Annotated in this window: 21 protein-coding genes; 19 read left to right on the forward strand and 2 right to left on the reverse strand. The window is 35.7% G+C overall.

Features of this window, described 5'->3' with window-relative positions:
* Window positions 1-7 precede the first annotated feature (7 nt).
* The 15 genes from BLS98_RS08420 (at window position 8) to BLS98_RS08490 (ending at window position 11,170) form a co-directional block, all read left to right on the forward strand.
* A complete protein-coding gene (locus BLS98_RS08420; protein WP_089735451.1) occupies window positions 8-553 on the forward strand; it encodes a prolyl hydroxylase family protein in 546 nt (181 codons plus the stop codon).
* Between the two features lie 72 nt (window positions 554-625).
* Window positions 626-961 carry a hypothetical protein gene (locus BLS98_RS08425; protein WP_089735453.1) on the forward strand — a complete coding sequence of 112 codons (336 nt, stop codon included), beginning with the start codon at window positions 626-628 and terminating at the stop codon, window positions 959-961.
* A 2-nt stretch (window positions 962-963) separates the two neighbouring features.
* Window positions 964-1,818 (forward strand): hypothetical protein, encoded by an 855-nt coding sequence (locus BLS98_RS08430; RefSeq protein WP_089735455.1) that lies wholly within the window; start codon window positions 964-966, stop codon window positions 1,816-1,818.
* 44 nt (window positions 1,819-1,862) lie between these two features.
* A complete protein-coding gene (locus BLS98_RS08435; protein ID WP_089735734.1) occupies window positions 1,863-2,933 on the forward strand; it encodes an adenylosuccinate synthetase in 1,071 nt (356 codons plus the stop codon).
* Between the two features lie 81 nt (window positions 2,934-3,014).
* Window positions 3,015-3,491: a macro domain-containing protein gene (locus BLS98_RS08440; RefSeq protein ID WP_089735736.1), complete on the forward strand. Its 477-nt coding sequence runs from the start codon at window positions 3,015-3,017 to the stop codon at window positions 3,489-3,491.
* 6 nt (window positions 3,492-3,497) lie between these two features.
* Entirely contained in the window at window positions 3,498-4,091 is a 594-nt protein-coding gene (locus BLS98_RS08445; protein ID WP_089735457.1) for a DUF4291 domain-containing protein, read from the forward strand.
* A gap of 172 nt (window positions 4,092-4,263) precedes the next feature.
* The gene (locus BLS98_RS08450) at window positions 4,264-5,079 is read left to right on the forward strand and encodes a TIGR02452 family protein (RefSeq protein ID WP_089735459.1); all 816 of its coding nucleotides are present in this window, start codon (window positions 4,264-4,266) and stop codon (window positions 5,077-5,079) included.
* Complete coding sequence (locus tag BLS98_RS08455; RefSeq protein ID WP_089735461.1) at window positions 5,076-5,711, forward strand: DUF4291 domain-containing protein; 636 nt, start codon at window positions 5,076-5,078, stop codon at window positions 5,709-5,711. Before BLS98_RS08450 ends, BLS98_RS08455 begins: the two co-directional genes overlap by 4 nt.
* Window positions 5,712-5,739: 28 nt before the next feature.
* Complete coding sequence (locus tag BLS98_RS08460; protein WP_089735463.1) at window positions 5,740-6,255, forward strand: O-acetyl-ADP-ribose deacetylase; 516 nt, start codon at window positions 5,740-5,742, stop codon at window positions 6,253-6,255.
* A 61-nt stretch (window positions 6,256-6,316) separates the two neighbouring features.
* A complete protein-coding gene (locus tag BLS98_RS08465; RefSeq protein WP_089735738.1) occupies window positions 6,317-7,003 on the forward strand; it encodes an SIR2 family NAD-dependent protein deacylase in 687 nt (228 codons plus the stop codon).
* A gap of 57 nt (window positions 7,004-7,060) precedes the next feature.
* Complete coding sequence (locus BLS98_RS08470; protein ID WP_089735465.1) at window positions 7,061-7,510, forward strand: hypothetical protein; 450 nt, start codon at window positions 7,061-7,063, stop codon at window positions 7,508-7,510.
* 17 nt (window positions 7,511-7,527) lie between these two features.
* Window positions 7,528-8,070, forward strand: coding sequence for an RNA 2'-phosphotransferase (locus BLS98_RS08475; protein ID WP_089735467.1), 543 nt, complete (start codon window positions 7,528-7,530; stop codon window positions 8,068-8,070).
* 77 nt (window positions 8,071-8,147) lie between these two features.
* A complete protein-coding gene (locus BLS98_RS08480) occupies window positions 8,148-8,894 on the forward strand; it encodes a metallophosphoesterase family protein (RefSeq protein WP_089735469.1) in 747 nt (248 codons plus the stop codon).
* A 185-nt stretch (window positions 8,895-9,079) separates the two neighbouring features.
* Complete coding sequence (locus BLS98_RS08485; protein ID WP_139166091.1) at window positions 9,080-9,337, forward strand: hypothetical protein; 258 nt, start codon at window positions 9,080-9,082, stop codon at window positions 9,335-9,337.
* A gap of 108 nt (window positions 9,338-9,445) precedes the next feature.
* A complete protein-coding gene (locus BLS98_RS08490) occupies window positions 9,446-11,170 on the forward strand; it encodes a M14 family metallopeptidase (RefSeq protein WP_089735474.1) in 1,725 nt (574 codons plus the stop codon).
* A 58-nt stretch (window positions 11,171-11,228) separates the two neighbouring features.
* Here BLS98_RS08490 and BLS98_RS08495 read toward each other — a convergent pair whose 3' ends face one another.
* Entirely contained in the window at window positions 11,229-12,110 is an 882-nt protein-coding gene (locus tag BLS98_RS08495; protein ID WP_089735475.1) for a cupin-like domain-containing protein, read from the reverse strand.
* 671 nt (window positions 12,111-12,781) lie between these two features.
* Here BLS98_RS08495 and BLS98_RS08500 point away from each other — a divergent pair.
* Window positions 12,782-15,490 carry a TonB-dependent receptor gene (locus BLS98_RS08500; RefSeq protein WP_089735740.1) on the forward strand — a complete coding sequence of 903 codons (2,709 nt, stop codon included), beginning with the start codon at window positions 12,782-12,784 and terminating at the stop codon, window positions 15,488-15,490.
* 53 nt (window positions 15,491-15,543) lie between these two features.
* Here the strand turns inward: BLS98_RS08500 and BLS98_RS08505 are convergent, their stop codons facing one another.
* Window positions 15,544-16,041, reverse strand: a complete 498-nt coding sequence (locus tag BLS98_RS08505; RefSeq protein WP_089735477.1) for a DinB family protein — start codon at window positions 16,039-16,041, stop codon at window positions 15,544-15,546.
* 203 nt (window positions 16,042-16,244) lie between these two features.
* On the opposite strand from BLS98_RS08505, the gene BLS98_RS08510 reads away from it, so the two are divergent.
* From BLS98_RS08510 to feoB, 3 genes are all read left to right on the forward strand, one after another.
* Entirely contained in the window at window positions 16,245-17,144 is a 900-nt protein-coding gene (locus tag BLS98_RS08510) for a GLPGLI family protein (RefSeq protein ID WP_089735479.1), read from the forward strand.
* Between the two features lie 135 nt (window positions 17,145-17,279).
* On the forward strand, window positions 17,280-17,534 hold the full coding sequence (locus BLS98_RS08515; protein WP_089735481.1) for a FeoA family protein: 255 nt from the start codon (window positions 17,280-17,282) through the stop codon (window positions 17,532-17,534).
* Complete coding sequence (feoB, locus tag BLS98_RS08520; RefSeq protein WP_089735483.1) at window positions 17,534-19,567, forward strand: ferrous iron transport protein B; 2,034 nt, start codon at window positions 17,534-17,536, stop codon at window positions 19,565-19,567. Before BLS98_RS08515 ends, feoB begins: the two co-directional genes overlap by 1 nt.
* The last annotated feature ends 74 nt before the right edge of the window (window positions 19,568-19,641 follow it).

Below are 19,641 nucleotides of genomic sequence, written 5' to 3' on the forward strand. Positions count from 1 at the left end.
ATTAATCATGGAAAAAACAGACCTACATCCGCAGATATTTTTAATTGAAGACTTTCTTACGGAAGCCGAGTGTGACCAATACATTGCCTTATCACAAGGAAAAGATTTTGAAGAAGCGAAGATCAATGTTGGAGGACGTCAACTGATGAGCAAAGGGATCAGAAATAATGACAGGCTGATGATTTTTGATAACAATCTGGCTGAAGATCTTTTTAAAAAAGCAGCTGAATTTCTTCCACAAGCACATGAAAACTACAGGCTTTTGAATTTCAATGAGATGTTCAGGGTTTATAAGTATTCTCCCGGCCAGCAATTTAAAATGCACCGTGACGGAAGCTATATCAGAAACGAAAAAGAGAAGAGTTTCTATACCTTTTTAATTTATCTGAATGATGATTTTGAAGGCGGAGAAACAGAATTTGAAAACTTGTTCACGGTTGCTCCTAAGAAAGGCACTGCCTTAATCTTTTACCATCCTTTAAGACACGAAGGAAAAACTTTGATGAGCGGATTAAAATATGTTTTAAGAACTGATGTAATGTATTCCTGTTAAAATGAATGCAGGAACGAAGCATAGCTATGCTCTTTTTAATTAGCGTAATAATAACACAAAAAATGATCAGATATGGAAGATGAATTAAAACCAAGATTTATCGAATCATTACAGAGAAATAATGATCAGATCAGAGAAGACCGTGCGCGAACGATCGGAGAAGATTCAGAATTGATCTACAGGCGCAAGGTAGAAGACATCGAGTTGAAAATAAAAAGACTCGAGCGGGAACAGGAAGGACTTATTGATATCAGTCCTTTGGACAGAAACAGTTTGACTTTTACGGATTTTAATCCCGAAGCATTCGTTCAGAAAGACATGGAATTATCATTAACAATCAGAAATCTAAATATTCAGTTAGAAGTGAGTCAAAAGAGATTTGAATATTTATTTGGAAAAACATTTTAGTCATGGGAAGTACAAGATACGATATAGACGCTCGTTATGACAGAGCAAGCAAAGCAGGTTATAAAACAAAATCTGCAAGTGAAATCTTCACACAGAATGCCAAAAGACAGGCACATCCCTCAATGATTCCTAACGGAATTTCCTTCAGGGAATCAAGAGACTCTGAAGTGCATCCTAATTCAGTTCCAATTATCCTGGGATTGGATGTAACGGGAAGCATGGGACACATTCCTCATGAACTCATCAGAGAAGGTTTACCCAAGCTGATGGGTGGAATTATCCAAAGCGGAGTTCCGGATCCGGCATTGCTTTTCCTGGGAATAGGAGATCATGAATGTGACAGCTATCCACTTCAGGTAGGACAGTTTGAGTCAGGAGATGAAGAACTGGATATGTGGCTTACCCGTACTTATATTGAATCCGGAGGTGGAGGAAATGCTGGTGAAAGCTATCTTTTAGCATGGTATTTTGCAGCGTTCCATACCAGAACAGATGCCTTTGAAAAAAGAAATCAGAAAGGATTGTTGTTTACTGTAGGAGACGAGCCTTGTCTGAAGGTACTTCCGGCATCTGCCATCAGGGAATTGATGGGTTCAGGACAACAAACCTATACTCATTATGAACTGTTGGAGGAAGCTAAAAAACGATACGAAGTATACCACATCAGTGTCTTACATTCTGATCAGGCTGTAAGAGCAGACAAAGGCTGGAAAGAACTGTTAGGTCAGAATTGTATATCCATAGAAGACCACAGAGAAATTCCGGAGGTGATCAAAAGGATTATCTGTGAAAAGTTTAAAGATAAAACCTTTGGAACACCAAATCAGGAAGGATTAGACAACGTACAGATGCTTTAGAACACCAATTTGCCGGAAGGGCAATAATTTTAAAAATGCTAGACATGAAAAAGGCGCAAATAGTTATAGGATTAGGTTTCGGAGATGAAGGAAAAGGGATCACTACAGATTTTCTGGCTCAGCAAAACCCGGAGTCTGTGGTGATCAGATTTTCAGGAGGTCAACAGGCGGCTCATACAGTAATGATGGAGGATAGAAAACATGTTCATTCGAGCTTTGCAAGCGGAGCTCTTCGCGGATTACCGTCCTATTTTACGGAACATTGCACGATTCATCCTCAATTTTTATTCAATGAAAGGGAAGAATTAAAAGCAAAAAACGGAAATACAGAGCTTCATATTCATCCTTTAGCGAAGGTAACTACGCCTTTTGATGTCTGGCAAAACAGAAACAGTTCCAAAAATCTGGAACACGGAACTTGTGGAAAAGGAGTAGGGGCAACGATGAAAAGAAATGAAAGCCCTTACAAACTATTCGCTATTGATCTTATCGCTCCAAAAGAAATGCTGGTAGAAAAACTAAAAGGAATTGCTTATTACTTCGGTTTTATGGATGAAGATCAGATTAATGAACAGATCAATCCTTTTTTAGAAGCTATTGAGCAAATAGATTGGAAGATTGATGATTACAGCTATCTGAATTCATTTGAAAATCTCATTTTTGAAGGAAGTCAGGGGATTTTATTAGATATGGATCACGGCGTTTTTCCGAACGTAACCTATGCTCATACCACCTCAAAAAATGCTTATGAGATCTGTAAAAAGCTTCATATTGAAGATATTGAGATGTTTTATGTGACCAGAAGTTATGCAACACGTCACGGAAATGGCTGGATGAGCAATGAAAAAGAGATGATGCTGAAAAACAATGAAGAGGAAACCTGTACCTTTAATGAGTATCAGAAAGACCTGAGGTTCGGTGATTTAGATTATAAACTATTGAATTATGCCTTAAAATTGGATGGAGCGTATGTCAATTCAACAAAAAAGAATTTAGTGGTAACCTGTCTGGATCAGATGGATGAAGAGTTTAAATTTGATAAACTGGAAATGAAGTTTGATACTGTTTTCGGATCTTATTCTCCTTATTCAAAAGGTTTTAAAAGGCTGATTTAATACTGAATACAGAGGTTTTATCTTATATTTAGGGTTGGAATAGAATGATGAGGTAAATAAATGCATTTTGAAAAAGAAACAATGAAAACGATACACTATTTAAAAGGAGATGCTACAGTTCCACAGGCAAAAGGAATAAAAATTATTGCTCATATCTGTAATGATCTGGGAGGTTGGGGAAAAGGCTTTGTACTGGCAGTTTCCAAAAGATGGGAAGCTCCGGAAAAAGAGTACAGAAATTGGCACCGTTTCAGAAGTGAAAATCATTTTGGATTAGGAGAAATTCAGATTGTACAGGTTGAAAAATATATCTATGTAGCCAATATGATCGGGCAGAAAGGAATGAAAACTGGAAGCAATGGAGTTCCCGTTCGCTATGAAGCCATTGAAAAATGTCTGGAAACATTAGCCAAAGAAGCCATAGAACTCGATGCAAGCATTCATATGCCGAGAATTGGATGTGGATTGGCAGGCGGAAAATGGGAGCAGATAGAACCTATCATAGAAAGAACCCTACTGAATAAAAATGTTGAGGTATATGTCTATGATTTTGATTAATAAGTGATGAAAGAATTTGAAATAAGAGCAGATTATACCAGTGATACTATTGTTGTCTATCAGGCTTACAATAAAGCCATTGCAAAAGCTGCAGTAGAGAATCAGAAGTTCAGTGCTCCTTTTTCATTCAGCAGGATGACGTGGATTAAACCTTCTTTTCTCTGGATGATGGAAAGAAGCAATTACGGACAGAAATCCAATCAGGAATGTACTCTTGCGATACATATTAAGCGGGAAGCCTGGGAAAAAGCCTTGAAACTGGCTATTTTAACCTCTCCTGAAAAAAGAGTCTATCCCAATCCCAAAATTTGGGAAGAAGAGTTTGAAAAAGCCAAAGTATATGTACAATGGGATCCGGAAAGGAATATTAAAGGAAACAAACTGGAATATCGTTCCATTCAGGTTGGAATCAGTCGCTATCTGATAGAAGAATTTAATGAAGACTGGATTGTAAAAATAGAAGATTATTCACCCCTGGTAAAAAAAATTTTAACCCTTACCAAGCAAGGAGAATTTAATAAAGCAAAGAAGCTATTGCCTATAGAAAAAATATATCCGCTATCCCATGAGATTGCTCAGAGGATAGGATCAGAAAATTAAAATAATCATCACGAGTCCGTAAGATTGTAAAAAATATTCGTGCATTCGTGGCGAAAAAAAAGAATTAAATGATAATGCCACGAATGCACGAATACAATATACAGTGTGATTACAATGAGTTTTTTAAATGATGTATTTGCTAGAAAATTCGTAGCCAAAAACAAAAACAATCATGACCAATAAAGGAATGGCAAAAGATACATTGGATATCCTAGCCAGAAAATATTATATAAACACAGAAAACGAAAGAATAGATATAGCAAAAGAGCTGGAAATCAGTAAAAAAGAAACCGGTCTTTTCACTCCGGAACAGCTTTCTGAAATGACAATGAGGCCAATGCCTGAAACTCATTTTGAAACTCAATTTGAAACATGGCGCTGCAGCTCACTAAAAGCTATTTTAGAATTAGCCGCAGCTGAAGATCAGGAAAAGATCATGTGCTTGAATTTTGCATCAGCAAAAAATCCAGGTGGTGGATTCATCAATGGAGCAGAAGCACAGGAAGAAAGCCTGGCAAGAACTTCAGGTTTGCATGAAAGCCTGCTTCAGGCCTGGGATTATTACACTGTTCACAGGGCAATGGAATCGTGTTTTTATACCGATACAATGATTTACAGTCCAAAAGTTCCAGTATTTAGAAAAGATAAAGGAGAACTTTTACCTAAACCTGTTCTGTGTAATTTTATAACGTCCCCGGCAGTTAATGCAGGCGTGGTAAAACGTCAGGAACCTGAAAGAGAAAAAGAGATATTAGGTGCCATGGACATAAGAACAGATAAAATGCTGTCATTAGCCCTATATCATGGAAATGAAACTCTTATTTTAGGAGCCTGGGGCTGTGGAGTATTCAAAAACGATCCGAAAGAAATTGCCGGTCTTTTCAAAAAGTACCTCCAGGGAAAATATAAGAATAAATTTAAAAGAGTGGTTTTTGCAGTGCTTACAAAGAAAGAGGAGATGCTGAAGCCATTTGAAGAAATACAATGAAACTTACATTAAAAAAATATAAAGAACAGTTACCAGATTGGCCTCAAAAAGGGCATCACATTATGGCACAGTATGATGATGAGAAAATTGTAGTCTATCAGTCATACAAAAGAGCAATAGGAGAATTTGCAGTTAAAAATCAATATTTTGGTGGTGGATTCAGTCTGGAAAGGATGACTTGGATAAAACCTAATTTCCTTTGGATGATGTATCGTAATGGCTGGGGAACAAAAGAAGGACAGGAATGTGTATTGGCTATACATCTAAAGTTAGATGCATTCAAAAAATACCTTGAAAATTCTATTGTTTCTAGCTATATTGATGATCTTGGAATATCCAGAGAAGTGTGGCAGAATCGGGTAAAAGAATCATCTGTAAGACTTCAGTGGGATCCGGATCATGATCCTTTTGGAAACAAACTGGAAAGAAGAGCTATACAAATTGGTTTAAGAGATGAGCATATTCATTCTTTTGCAAAAGAAGATATTATTTTAATTGAAAATATCTCTGATTTTGTAAAAGAGCAGTACCATTCTGTCCTGAATGATGATTTAGATCAGCTTGTCATTCCTGAAGAAAAACCATTATTATTTGATGATGAGGTTCTTAACAGGAAACTTAATTTAAAGTAATGATTACAATTACTTTGAAAAAAAAATTATGAAAATTGAAGTTATAAAAGGAGACATCACAAAAATTAATACAGATGCCATTGTCAATGCAGCTAATTCTTCTTTATTGGGAGGTGGGGGTGTAGATGGTGCCATTCATCGAGCAGGAGGACCACAAATTCTGGAAGACTGTAGAGCAATCAGAAACAGACAAGGTAAATGCAATACAGGGGAAGCAGTAGTAACAACAGCAGGAAATCTTTCTGCGCAATATGTTATTCATACTGTAGGGCCGGTTTGGAATGATGATAAAGAAAAAAGCTCAAAGCTTTTATTAGATTGTTATAAGAACTCTTTACTGTTGGCAGAAAATCTTGGAGTTAAAACCATAGCTTTTCCTAATATCAGTACAGGAATTTATAAATTTCCAAAAGAACTGGCAGCAGAAATAGCTGTTGATGAAGTAAGAAAATTTCAATCAGATATCATAGAGAAAGTTATTTTTGTCTGTTTTGATGAAGAGAATGAAGAAATTTATAAAAAGCTTTTAAATCCTCCTCTTTAAAATCAATTATATTCGTGCATTAGTGGCCAAAAAAACAGTGTACAAAATAAAATTAAAACCAATGAAAAAACTAACCATATTAAGCGGAGCAGGAATCAGTGCAGAAAGCGGAATTCAAACCTTCAGAGACGGAGATGGTCTCTGGGAAAATCATAATGTAACCGATGTGGCCAGTCCGGAAGGATGGAGAAAAGACAGAGCTTTAGTATTGGAATTTTACAACCAGAGAAGACGTCAACTTCACGAAGTAGAACCTAATGAAGCCCACAAATTAGTAGCAGAACTGGAAAAATATTTTGAGGTACAGATTATTACCCAAAACATTGATGATCTGCATGAAAGAGCCGGTTCCACTAAGATTCTTCACATCCACGGAGAATTGTTCAAATCATGTTCTTGTAACAATAAAAGACTGACTTATGAACAAAAAGACGATATCAAACTTGGAGATAAAGCCGAAGATGGCGCCCAATTGAGGCCGTTTATCGTTTGGTTCGGAGAAGATGTTCCTTTATATCAGGATGCCAGAGAAATGGTAAAAGATTCAGATATTTTAGTGGTAATCGGAACTTCTTTACAAGTATATCCTGCAGCCGGATTAATCCATGATATTAAAGATGACTGCCTTTTAATTGTTATCAATCCTAATGAAACAGGTTTTGGCTATGGGCAGAGAGCTGTGGTTATGAAAGAAACCGCAACGCAGGGAATGAAGCTCTTATTTGATAAACTGGTAAATCTTGCCTGATATTAAAAAATTATACTCAATAAACAAATGAAATCTTTCCTAAAAATATTGACCAGTATGTTTTCCAAAGATGATCCAGAGAATAAAAGTCCGGATTTCCCATTGAAGAAATATCATGGAAGAATCGAAATCAATAAAGCTTTGGAAGTTGGAAATTGCCGTGTTCATTATTCGCTGGATTATGCATTTCAGACTCCGGTTGAAGTACTGAATAGGGTAAAGGATAATACCTTACTTTGGATAGACAATCAAAATAGTCTGCTTGGTTTTTCAGATCAAAAGAAAACCTTACTAGTTCCTTTAAATAAGATCAATGGAATAGAAATTCAAAATATGCTGAAGGGAAAAGGCCCGGCTGAATCTTGTTTGTGGATTTACCTGTACAAAAAATCGTTTGTGACCCTTTCAATATCACCGGAGATCTATTATTTTGATCAATATGCGGATGATATCCATAAAACAACAGGGTTTACAGTGACTTTTTCCCCCGAATTTTATAATGCTTAATTAAAACACAAAAAACAATGAACGAAATAGAAACAAAAAGAATAAGTAAATTTTTAAGCCTTATTTTGAGGCACCAACCCGAAACTATTGGCCTAAATCTGGATGAAAACGGATGGGCAGATGTCGAAGAGCTGAGAACAAAATCAGCTAAAAAGAGAGTGCATTTTTCTCTGGAAGAATTAGATGAGGTGGTTGAAACCAATAATAAAAAGAGATTTGCCTTTAATGAAGATAAAACAAGGATCAGAGCCAGCCAGGGACATTCTATTGATATAGATTTAGCCTTGAAAGCTGTACAACCTCCGGATTTTTTATATCATGGAACAGCGGAAGCCAATATTTCTTCCATTTTAGAAAAAGGAATTGAAAAAAGAACCCGCCAACATGTACACTTAAGTGCTGATAAAGAGACGGCTACAAAGGTTGGAATGAGACACGGAAAACCCATAATTCTGACCATCAGAACCGGAACAATGTATGAAGAAGGAGTTGCTTTCTATCAATCAGCCAACGGAGTATGGCTTACAGAGTTTGTAGACCCGAAATACATTTCAAAATAATAAAACAGCAGTTGTTGAACTAAAAAAGCCATTATTTTAAAGATAATGGCTTATCTTTTCGCTAACTAAAACATGAAATGAACAGAACATTAGTAATAGGAGATATTCACGGCGGATCTAAGGCATTGCAGCAGGTACTTGAAAGAGCTGAGGTTACCCCGAATGACAAATTAATTTTTCTTGGAGATTATGTAGACGGCTGGAGCGAATCTTTCCAGGTTATTAAGACTTTAATACAACTTTCCGAAAAACAGGATTGTATTTTCATCAAAGGAAATCATGATGTTTGGTGTGAAGACTGGTTAGCCCGTGGAGAAGGACCAGGTGTATGGCTTTCCAACGGCGGGACAAGTACAGTAGATAGTTATGAAAATCATTCACCGGAAGACCTGGAAATTCATCTTGAGTTTTTCCAACGTATGAAAAGTTATCACGTTGATGACCAGAATCGTTTGTTTATTCATGCCGGATATTCTTCCATGCATGGCCCGGAAAAAGAAGTCTATTCCAGCAATTACCGTTGGGACAGAACCCTTTGGGAAACAGCAGTAGCAATGGATAAAAAATTAGAAAAACACTCTATGCTCTATCCTAAAAGACTGCTTCTTTACAAGGAGATATTTATCGGGCATACTCCAACGCTGTATATTGGAAGTAAAACCCCAACCAATAAAGCCAATATCTGGAATATGGATACCGGTGCAGCCTTTACCGGAGCCTTATCCATTATGGATATTGATACCAATGAATTTTGGCAAAGCGATTCGCTTCCCTCCTTATATCCTCATGAAAAAGGGAGAAATGGCGATATGCTGAATAAATAATATACAATATATACCACTGTCATTGACTACGTCGAATCTTCGATTTCTGACGAAGGAAGAATCTCAAGTGTGGCTTAGATTCTTCATTTCACTTCGTTACTTTTAGAATGACAGAGTTATTTCCTTTTTGTTTTCCGGTATTTTATATTCCTGAAACCAGTTATATTTGTAAAAAACTGTGTTCAATGAATAAAAACATCTATGAATCATTAACCAATGAAGAGCTGATTAAAAAAAGAAATACACTCAAAGGAGTCTCTATCGGCTTCGGAGTTGTTTTTTTGTTGGGAATCATAGCTTTTATTGCGCTTCTATCCATAAAAGGAGCTAAGGGATTTCCCTTTGTAGCATTTACTCCATTCATCGTAATGCCTGTAACAATGCTGCCTTTACTTATTAATCTTAAATTGGCGAATAAAGAAATCAAATCGAGAAATCTGTGATCTGATTATGATTGAAAAGAAAGCAGAAAAAATAATGTATTGATCTCTATTTTGTTTTTTTGACAGGATCATATTGATTAATTTTAAATCCAGAAAATTACCTCAATAATGAAACTGAAATACCTGCTGCTTGTTCTAAGTTCATCCCTGGTTTTTGCTCAAAAAACATTTCAGACCCCTTTTGAAAAAGGAAATGGTAACCAAACTGTTACCTACGATGAAATGAATGCATATTATCAGGATTTAGCCCAGAATTTTAATACCATTCAATACCTTAAAAAAGGAGAAGATGACAACGGAAAGCCCATTTATGTGGTGGTGTACAATCCTTTCCCTGAAAAGAATATTGAAAAACTGAGAAAAGATAAAGCCATTCTCTTTGTCAACAATGGAATTCATCCGGGAGAACCAGACGGAATTGATGCTACCATGATGCTGATGAGAGATCTGGCAATCAGGAAGATTAAAACTCCACAGAACTTTATTATTGCTGCTATTTCTGCTTACAATGTCAGTGGAATGCTGAACAGGGGATCCCATTCCAGAGCCAACCAAAATGGTCCGGAACAGTACGGGTTCAGAGGAAATGCAAGGAATTATGATCTCAATAGAGATTTTATTAAAGCAGATTCTAAAAATGCAAGAAGCTTTCAGGAAATCTATCAATGGCTGAAACCCGATGTCTTTATTGATAACCACGTCAGTAATGGAGCCGATTATCAATATACTTTCACCTATATTTCAACCTTTAAAGAACGTTTAGGAAATGTCCTTGGAGCTTACTTTTACAATGATTATCAGGCTAAAAACCTTAATGATATGAAGAAATTAGGCTATGAAAGTACTCCTTACGTCAATATTCACGGTGATGTTCCTGAAGTGGGTTTTGCCTCATTCGAAGACTCTCCGCGATATTCCACAGGCTATACCACTTTGTTCAATTCTTTGGGAACCGTTCCTGAAACCCACATGCTGAAGCCTTATGATAAAAGAGTAGATGCCACTTACAAGTATATGTTGGTGAATCTGCAAAATCTGGATAAAGACTACCAGAAAATAAAACAGCTTCGTATAGAAAACCTTAAGCAATACCAGGCTGGGAAATCATACGGAATCCGATGGAAAATAGATTCTACCAAGTATACAACCATGGATTTTAAAGGGTATGAAGGTCAATACAAACCTAGCGAAATTTCTGGAAAACCAAGGCTGTATTACGACAGAAACAAGCCATTTACAAAGAACATAAAACTTTTTAACACAGCAGTTCCTACAGGATATATCAGCATTCCTAAATACTATGTAATCCCACAGTCGCAGTACAGAGTTCTTGAAGAATTTAAAAGAAACGGAATTCAGATGAAACTGATTCAGAAGGATAGCACTATTGCTGTAGAATCCTACAAGATCAAAGACTTTAAAACCGTAAAAAATCCTTACGAAGGACATTATCTGCATTATGAAACCGTTGTTGAGCCATCCAAAAAAGATCGTGTATTTATGGCAGGAGACTATATTGTTTCTACCAACCAATCTGGAGTTAAATATATTATAGAAACCCTTGAACCTGAAGCATTAGACTCTTTCTTTAATTGGAATTTCTTTGATGGAATTCTGGCTCAGAAAGAATATTATTCAGCCTATATTTTTGAAGATACTGCAGCTGAATTGTTGAAAACAAATCAAAAATTAAAGGATGCTTTTGAAGCAGCCAAAAAATCAGATAAAAAACTATTTGAAGATGGTGAAGCTCAACTGGATTGGGTGTATAAACATTCCCCTTACTTTGAAGAAACAACTTTCAGACAATATCCAGTGTTTAGAGTGCTGTAAATTATTGATTATGAATTAATAAAATAAAAAAGACGTTTCAATGAAACGTCTTTTTTATTTATCTTGGTAAGCCTCTTTTTAAAGCTATTTCTGCTCTTTTAACAGCCATTTTCTCTTTCCAGTCCATGTATTTCTTTTTGAAACTCGACTTCATAATGTCATCAAATTTACGCTGTACTGTAAGATTCCATAACGAATGTGCTTTTACTGCCCATGATTTATCCCAGGCTCTTAAAGAGATAGAGAAAGAACCATCAAGGTATTTCATCCAGTGCCACCATCCTGTAGGCATAAATAGTGTATCACCATGTTCAAGGAAACATTCAATACCCTCTACACCATCCAATGCCGGGAATTTTGTAAAATCAGGATTCTCAATATCATAATCCTCCAAAGCATAGGTTGCATAAGGAATCTGGTATAATCTTTCTCTCCATTTATAATCAAAAAGAAGGACATGTTTTCTTCCATTGAAATGGGTGTGGAAAATATGCGCCATATCTATATCAAAATGAAGGAAAGTTACGGAGCCCTTTCCACCGAAGAACATATTAGGATATTTATCAAGGAAACCTCCCATGAGTTCTTTAGGAGAAATATAATCTTCCAGAAGTTTCGGAGCATATTTTATAGGGTCGAAAAGGAAAATTCTAAGATCAGTAGGCTCTCTCTGTATAAGATCTATATAATCACCGAATTTCATTTGGGCTGCAGAAGCATTGATGGGAGCAGAAGGATCTGCCTTTGAGCTGTCGTATAACGGGACCTCCACATCTCCAACAACCTCCTTCATATACTCCATCGTCCATTTTTGGTAAGCAGGCCACTTTTTTGCCATATTTTTGATGACAACGGGCCTTCTTGGCTTTAGGTATTTTTCGAAGAATTCCTCTTTAGAAATATCATCTACAATATCTATAGGCTTTAAATTAATTCCCATTTTGTAAATTTTATGTTACAAAATTATTAAATAAATATTTATCAGCCAGCTTTTAATTTTTTTTTAATATATAATCCAATTTATTTTTAATTATTTAGTCTAAATAAAAATATTAACATTTGCAATTTTTTATCCAATTTTCCATTTTTTTAGCAATTTGAAAAAAAAATACCCTGTAATAGAATCACAGGGCAAAAACACAAAATAGATGAATAAAAATCCATTCTGATACGAAGGTATTATTTTTATTTCACAGGATTTTTTTAGAAAAAGTGGATAAATTAAAGAATTAGAAGAAGTTATATTATTTTAATTCAATATTTGGGGAGATATTTTTAATTTTTATTTTTAAAAATTTTGGTCTTTAGAATTTTTTTTATTTAGAATAAATGTTTGATTTTTTAACATTTAAATCCAATTTACTGAATAACAGGTGGTTAAATTTATAATTATTCATTAATTGGTGATTTGTAATGTCGTCTGTTTACATTTTTTGGTTCTTTCCATCAAGTAGGAATACTTTTTTTCTGCTGCTATAATTTTTTCTTTCTGAAAAGGCAAATAATAACTATTTTTATAGTTATATAATTTAACCTTTTAATCAAAAATATATCTTTAAAGAAAGTGTAACGAAAAACTACAATGATTAACTAATTATTCAAATAATGAATATGAAAAAAAATATTTCCTTTTTTTTGATGCTCTTTATGGTGGTATTCACCTTTGCTCAGAAAACAATTTCCGGAAAAATTACAGATAATGATGGGGTGGCTATACCTAGTGCAAGTGTAACCATTGAAGAACCCGGTAAAGATGCTATTCTTGCCTACGGAATCACCAATTCTAAAGGAGAATACAAGGTAACTTTTACCTCTCCGGAATCTAATGTAGATCTTAAAGTAAAAGCTTTCAATCAGAAACCCCTTACAAAACAAATCAGTAACAGCGATCAGACTTTAAATTTTAAAATGCAGTCTGAAGCCACAGAAATTAAGGAAGTACAGCTGAAGACCAAAATGATCACCGCAAGAGGAGACACTATTTCCTATGATCTTAAGGCATTCAACAGTAAAAACGACAGAACGCTGGCTGATGTAATGAAAAAGATTCCTGGCATAGAAGTTAGTACAGATGGAACCATCAAGTATCAGGGAAATGCGATCAATAAATTCTACGTGAATGGTAAAGACCTTATGGAAGGCGGCTATGGAACAATCAATAACTCGCTGCCAAAAGATGCTGTACAGAAAGTAGAAGTTCTGGAAAACCACCAGCCGGTAAAAATTCTTCAGGATAAAGTGCCTTCAGATCAGGCGGCAATCAATATTAAGCTAAAAAATTCTGTAACGATGACCGGTCGTGGAGAAGTGGGGGCAGGCTTGGGTGAACAGTTGCTTTGGAATGTAAAACTAACCCCTATGTTTTTCGGACAGAAAAGCCAGTGGGTTGTTAATTACAAAGCCAATAATGTGGGAGAACAAGTGGAAAATGAAGGGAATATACTTGCTTTCGGAAGTGGATGGGAAGGAAGAAGAATTAATGCAGGACAAAACTCTTGGCTGAATGTAGAAAATGCAAATACTCCTAATCTTCCTGTAAGAAGATATTTAATGAATAATGTACACTATTTGTCAGCTAACTATCTGGTTAATATTGATAAAAAGAAAGAGTGGGAATTAAAAGCCAGTGCTAACTATACCAATAATTCTGTAGAAAGAGAAAGCCACAGTGAGACGGATTATCTGGTGAACGGGCAGGCGGGACCTAGAGTAACTCAGGATATTTTTAATAATTTTTATACAGATAAATTAAAAGGAGAATTAATTTTCACCAAAAATGCTAAAAAAGGATTCTTTAAAAATACAACAAGCTTTTCTCAGTATTGGAATGCAGACAGGGCAATAACAAACAGAATCAGTACATCAGCAAGTACAAACAGCAGAAATGGAGCAGAAGCGTTGGAGTCTCCAACTTCATCGTTTCAAAACTCATTGAGTACCATTATTCCATGGAAAGAGAAAATGGTTAATGTAAAATCTTATCTGAACTATCAGACAGATAGGCAGACATTAGATATCGCTCCTGCATCATACCTGGAAATACCAGGCTTCACACCAGGGGCTAATGCTGAATCTGTAAGACAGAATTTCAGATTAAAAACATTTGAAGCCAATCATTCTGCTAACCTTGGCTTTTCTGCAAAAGGATGGACATTTACACCAGAAGTAGGATTTAACTTTAAATCTACAACACTTAACTCCAGTCTTACCAACCTTCAAAATGGTGATTATTTTGGATATGGAGATAAATACAATAACGATCTTACCTATTCTACAGCGACACCATATGGAAGCTTAGGAGTAAATTATAAGGGTGAATCATGGATGCTTTTTGCGAACTTTCCCGTAAACTCAAACAATATCAAAGCAGATGACCCTTTGAGAAATGTATCAAAATCATCGAATAAAGTTACTTTTGAACCCAATTTATTTGTCCAGTACTCTTTTGCTTCATTTTGGAAAGCATCGGTTACTGGGAATATCAACAATAATTTTGGAGAGATCAATTCGGCTTATTCAGGATATATGATGACTTCTCCGAACGGGATAAGCGTGATGGACTCTAATAATCCGATTCCTCAGAATAACTCAAAAACAGCAGGCTCAAGAATAGAGTATAGAAACCCATTGAATAATTTATTTTTTAATATCAATTACTCAATAGGGGATACCAAGAGAAATCTTGTTGCAGCTCCTATATTGGATCCTGTAACCGGATTTACCCTAATTCAGTATAAAGAGCTTGAAAATCACTCCAAGACCAATAGGTTCAGTGCAGAGGTAGGAAAATATTTTCCAAAGTTTAAAACGAATGCTTCTGTAAGCTACAGTAATGCTTTAACAAAGTCTGACGCATTTCTTGGAGATACGCCTTACTTAAGCAAAAACAATGCTCAGAACTATGGATTCAAACTGAACAATACTTACTTCAGCTGGATGAGTCTGGATTATACCCTGAGTTTTTCCAGAACTAAGCAGGATAATATTGGCCTTTCTGGAAGATTAGGAACGAATACCGGATTTAATCATAACCTGGCAACTTTCTTCTATCCGATAGAAAACCATACCATCGGATTCAATTGGGACCAGATTAATACAAGTGATGGAACCAGAAACTATAACAATGCCTTTTTTGACCTTTCCTATCAGTTCTCATGGGCGAAAAAGAAAATTGATTTTGAGCTTAAATGGATGAATGTTGGAAACCGAAAAGTTTTTGAAACTTATAGCATTAACGACAGAACCAACAGTACCACTTATTCAAAAATTCAGCTCCGCCCTAGCCAAGTGATGCTTACTGTAAAGTTCAATTTTAAATAAAATAAAAACCAATCCGAAAGGATTGGTTTTTTGTTGAGATATATAGCGATTAATTAAAAAGCCTGATGATCGGCAGAAGGGCCATAACTTCCCGGTAAAGGAATATCATTGATTCTGTAATAAACTCCCAATTGAGCTCTGTGATGCGTAATTTGGTTTAAAGCATGACGAATGGATTCATATTTAGACCATTTTGCAAGCTCTTCCCCATTATTTTTCAATGCCCAGCTTGCAGTAAGATCGTTCTCATTAGCATTTTCAAGAGCTGCCTTCCCTGATTTGAAATTCTGATCAAGAGTTTGAAGAAGATCTTCTCTTGTAGAAAGCTGCTTAGGTTGATAATCTCCACTGCCAAAATCAAGTTCTGAAGTGGTGAGCATAGTGTTCGGCCATTCAAAAATTTCAGCAATATGAGTGGCAAGAGGTAACATTTTCATGCTTTTTTCATGGGGAGCATAGTCGTTTTTTTCGTCAGGATAAGTTTCAAAGAATTTTCTGGTCGTCTGGTATTCAGCTTCCAGCTCATTTTTAAATTGTGATAAAGTATCCATAATATTTTGTTTTTGAGATGATTAAAGTTAAACCTTTTACTGCTGAAAATGTTTTAAGAGAATCATAATTTTTTCATACAAATAGTTATTGTCCTGTCAATATTACCTTCCTGACTTCATCTTCGTGCTTCTATCTTAAAAAAAAATGAAGAAAAACTGTAACAAATTTTCAAAAGGGAGTACTAATTAATAAAACTTGAGAAATGAAAAAGCTATTTTCAGTATTTCTTATCACACTTTTTGCCTTTGTTAATGCTCAGGAAACGAAAGAAACGGCTAACCGATTCTTTTATGAGCTTACATTTAAGCCTAAAAAAGATTCTGCCAAGCTGGACAAACTGATTACGATTTTGGATATTACTCCCAAAAAATCTATTTATCAGGATTATACCATTCCTTCACAGGATTCCATTATCAAACTTGCTGTAGAGGAAATGGAAAAAGCAAAGACCTGGAAAGATATTTCAAAGCTTATCAGAATGCCTAAGTTTGCTTACAAGATTGTAAAAACGTATCCGGAAATGAAGGAGCAGTACATTGATAGAGTAAGCATGAATTTATTCGGATATGATGATCCTGTTAAATTCACATGGAATATTCAGCCGGAAAAACAAAAAATAGGAGAATACAATACTCAGAAAGCCACTACAGAATATGGTGGTAGAACATGGACGGCATGGTTCAGTTCAGATATTCCTTTCCAGGATGGTCCTTATAAATTCTATGGTCTTCCAGGCTTAATTGTTAAGATTGAAGATGCAGAGAAAAACTATTCATGGATGCTGAGTGGAAATAAAAAAATAGCAAACTATGAAGAATTATCCTATTCGGATAAGATCAATGCAAAATATGGTATTTCCAATACAGTAACACCTACTACAAAAGAAAAATTTGATAAGGCCTACACAAGTTTTAAACAAGATCCAATGGCGGAAATTCGTCAAAGAGTAACTCCGGAAATGATGAGTATGAAAATGCCGGGATCTGATGTAACCATAGGAGACGCACTGAAAAGACAGGAAAAAATGACTAAGGATTATTTTAATGCCAATGATAATCCGATTGAAAAAGGAGAACCTTCTTCAGACAAAAAGAAAAAATAAGCATTCATATCAACTAAATTATATTCCGAATCAACCCAGGTGCAGCAATGTATTTGGGTTGATTTTTTTTATGACCGAAACGTTATTTAGATTAAATTTAAATAGCGTATATTTGCAGTACAAAAAATCAGGGCTTTGAAAGAGAAACAATTACATAAATTAAGTGGATTTCCTAAAAACAAAATGGGAAAGATATTGGGGTATGATAATGACCATCTGAAAATGCCTAATAAAATCATTGAAATGGGGCTTCTTCCGGAGACCGTTTTCAGGATTTTATACCAGGCTCCGTTTAATGGACCGATGTATGTGGAATTTGGAGCAGAGAAAAGCCGGATTGCTCTTCGTGAGGAAGAAGGAGATTATATTATTGTTGAAGAATTGAATTAATGCAGGCAAACAAGAAAAAACAGATACTTTTAGTCGGAAACCCTAATGTAGGAAAGTCAACGGTTTTTAATGCGCTTTGTAACAAAAAGCAGAAAACCGGAAATTATGCTGGAGTTACCGTTGCAAGTCATTCAGGAAACTATACCCATAAAAATGAGGACGTTGAAGTGATTGACCTTCCGGGTTCTTACAGCGTTTATCCAAGCTCAGAAGATGAAGCTATTTTCTCAAAATACCTTCTTGATGAGCAGAAAAACTACGCAGGAGTTGTTTATATTCTTGAAGCATTAAGTTTAAAAAGAGGTCTTCTTCTATTCCAGCAGATTCAGGATCTTGGGATTCCGATGATTCTGATTGTTAATCAGATTGACCAGGCGGAAAGAAGAGGCATTACGATAGATATTCAAAAATTTTCAGAGGCATTAGGGATTAAGATCATTCAAACCAATGCCAAGGAGCAGATTGGAATCAATGAAGTGAGAGATGCAGTCTTTAACAACGAATTTGTAAAGACGGAGAAAGCATCCTTCGAAATTCCTAACGAGCATAGAGATTTTATTCAGAAACTAGCGTCTCACAAAGGTTTTGATAATGAATATAAGGCTTGGATGAGCCTTTCTTTGGGAACAGATCTTGGTAAAATAGAATCTGTAATGGATCAGATTAATGAGTCTGATGCTAAAAGTTTGGTTCCTAAAAGATTACAGGTTAAGGAAACTGTTAGAAGATACCAAAATGTAGATAAAATATTGGAGGATGTCATCTCCAAAAAACCTCAGTTCAAAGAATTGTTAACAGAAAAGCTTGATAAAGTTTTAGTTCATAAATTCTGGGGATATATCGTTTTTTTATTAATCTTATTGGTCATCTTCCAAAGCGTTTTCTTCCTGGCAGAATATCCAATGAACTGGATTGAAGAATCGTTCTCATGGCTGGCAGCTTTTACTAGCGAGCATCTCCCAGAAGGTCCTATCAATTCACTCATTTCTAACGGAATTGTTCCCGGAATCGGAGGAATTGTAGTTTTTGCACCACAGATTGGTATTCTACTGTATTTCCTTTATTTATTGGAAGATTCCGGATATATGGCAAGAGTTGTTTTCCTGATGGACAGGCTTCTTCGCCCTTTTGGATTGAATGGGAAAAGTATTGTTCCCCTCGTTTCAGGAACTGCCTGTGCAATTCCGGCCGTTATTTCCACAAGAAATATAGAGAACGTTAAAGAAAGATTGCTAACGATATTGGTAACGCCGTTTATGACATGTTCTGCAAGGCTTCCGGTATACAGTATCATTATCGGATTAATCATTTCAGAAGGATCATTTTTAGGAATAAAATATAAAGCTTTGGTGCTGATGGGCATGTATCTGCTAGGATTCTTAGTAGCATTATTCTCCGCAGCAATTCTTAAAGGATTTATTAAAGATAAAGGTAAAACCTATTTGGTAATGGATCTTCCTGCCTATAAAAAACCACTTTTCGGTTACGACTTTAAAATGGTTTTGGGTAAAGTGTGGGATTTCATAACGGGTGCAGGGAAAATAATCTTCATTGTAAGTATTATAATCTGGGTTTTAAGCTATTTCGGACCTAAACAAAAAGCAGATGAGTTTGTTGCATCAGATGTTCATCTTGACCACTCTTATTTGGCTAAAATGGGTAAAGGAATAGAACCAATAATAGAACCACTGGGATACGACTGGAAAATGGGAGTAGGAATCCTAACCAGCTTTGTAGCCAGAGAAGTATTCGTAGGTACCATGTCAACGCTTTACAGCCTTGAAGATGATGCTCCGGAAGTAAAAGTGATTGATAAAATGAGAAGAGATGTAAAGCCAAACGGAGAGAAAGTCTTCAGCTTTGCAACAGGAATTTCTGTTCTTCTGTTTTACGCATTTGCAATGCAGTGTGTTTCCACACTGGCAGTAGTCTATAGAGAAACCAAAAGCTGGAAATGGACAGGCTTTCAGGTAGCTATGATGACAGGTTTGGCATATTTTGTGTCGATGATAGTATATCAAATTTTAAAGTAATGGATTCTTCATTAATTTTTCAATATGTACTGATTGCATTAATAGTAGCATTTGCTTGTTACTCTTTATTCAAG

This window comes from Chryseobacterium jejuense (assembly GCF_900100075.1).
Classification (GTDB): domain Bacteria; phylum Bacteroidota; class Bacteroidia; order Flavobacteriales; family Weeksellaceae; genus Chryseobacterium; species Chryseobacterium jejuense.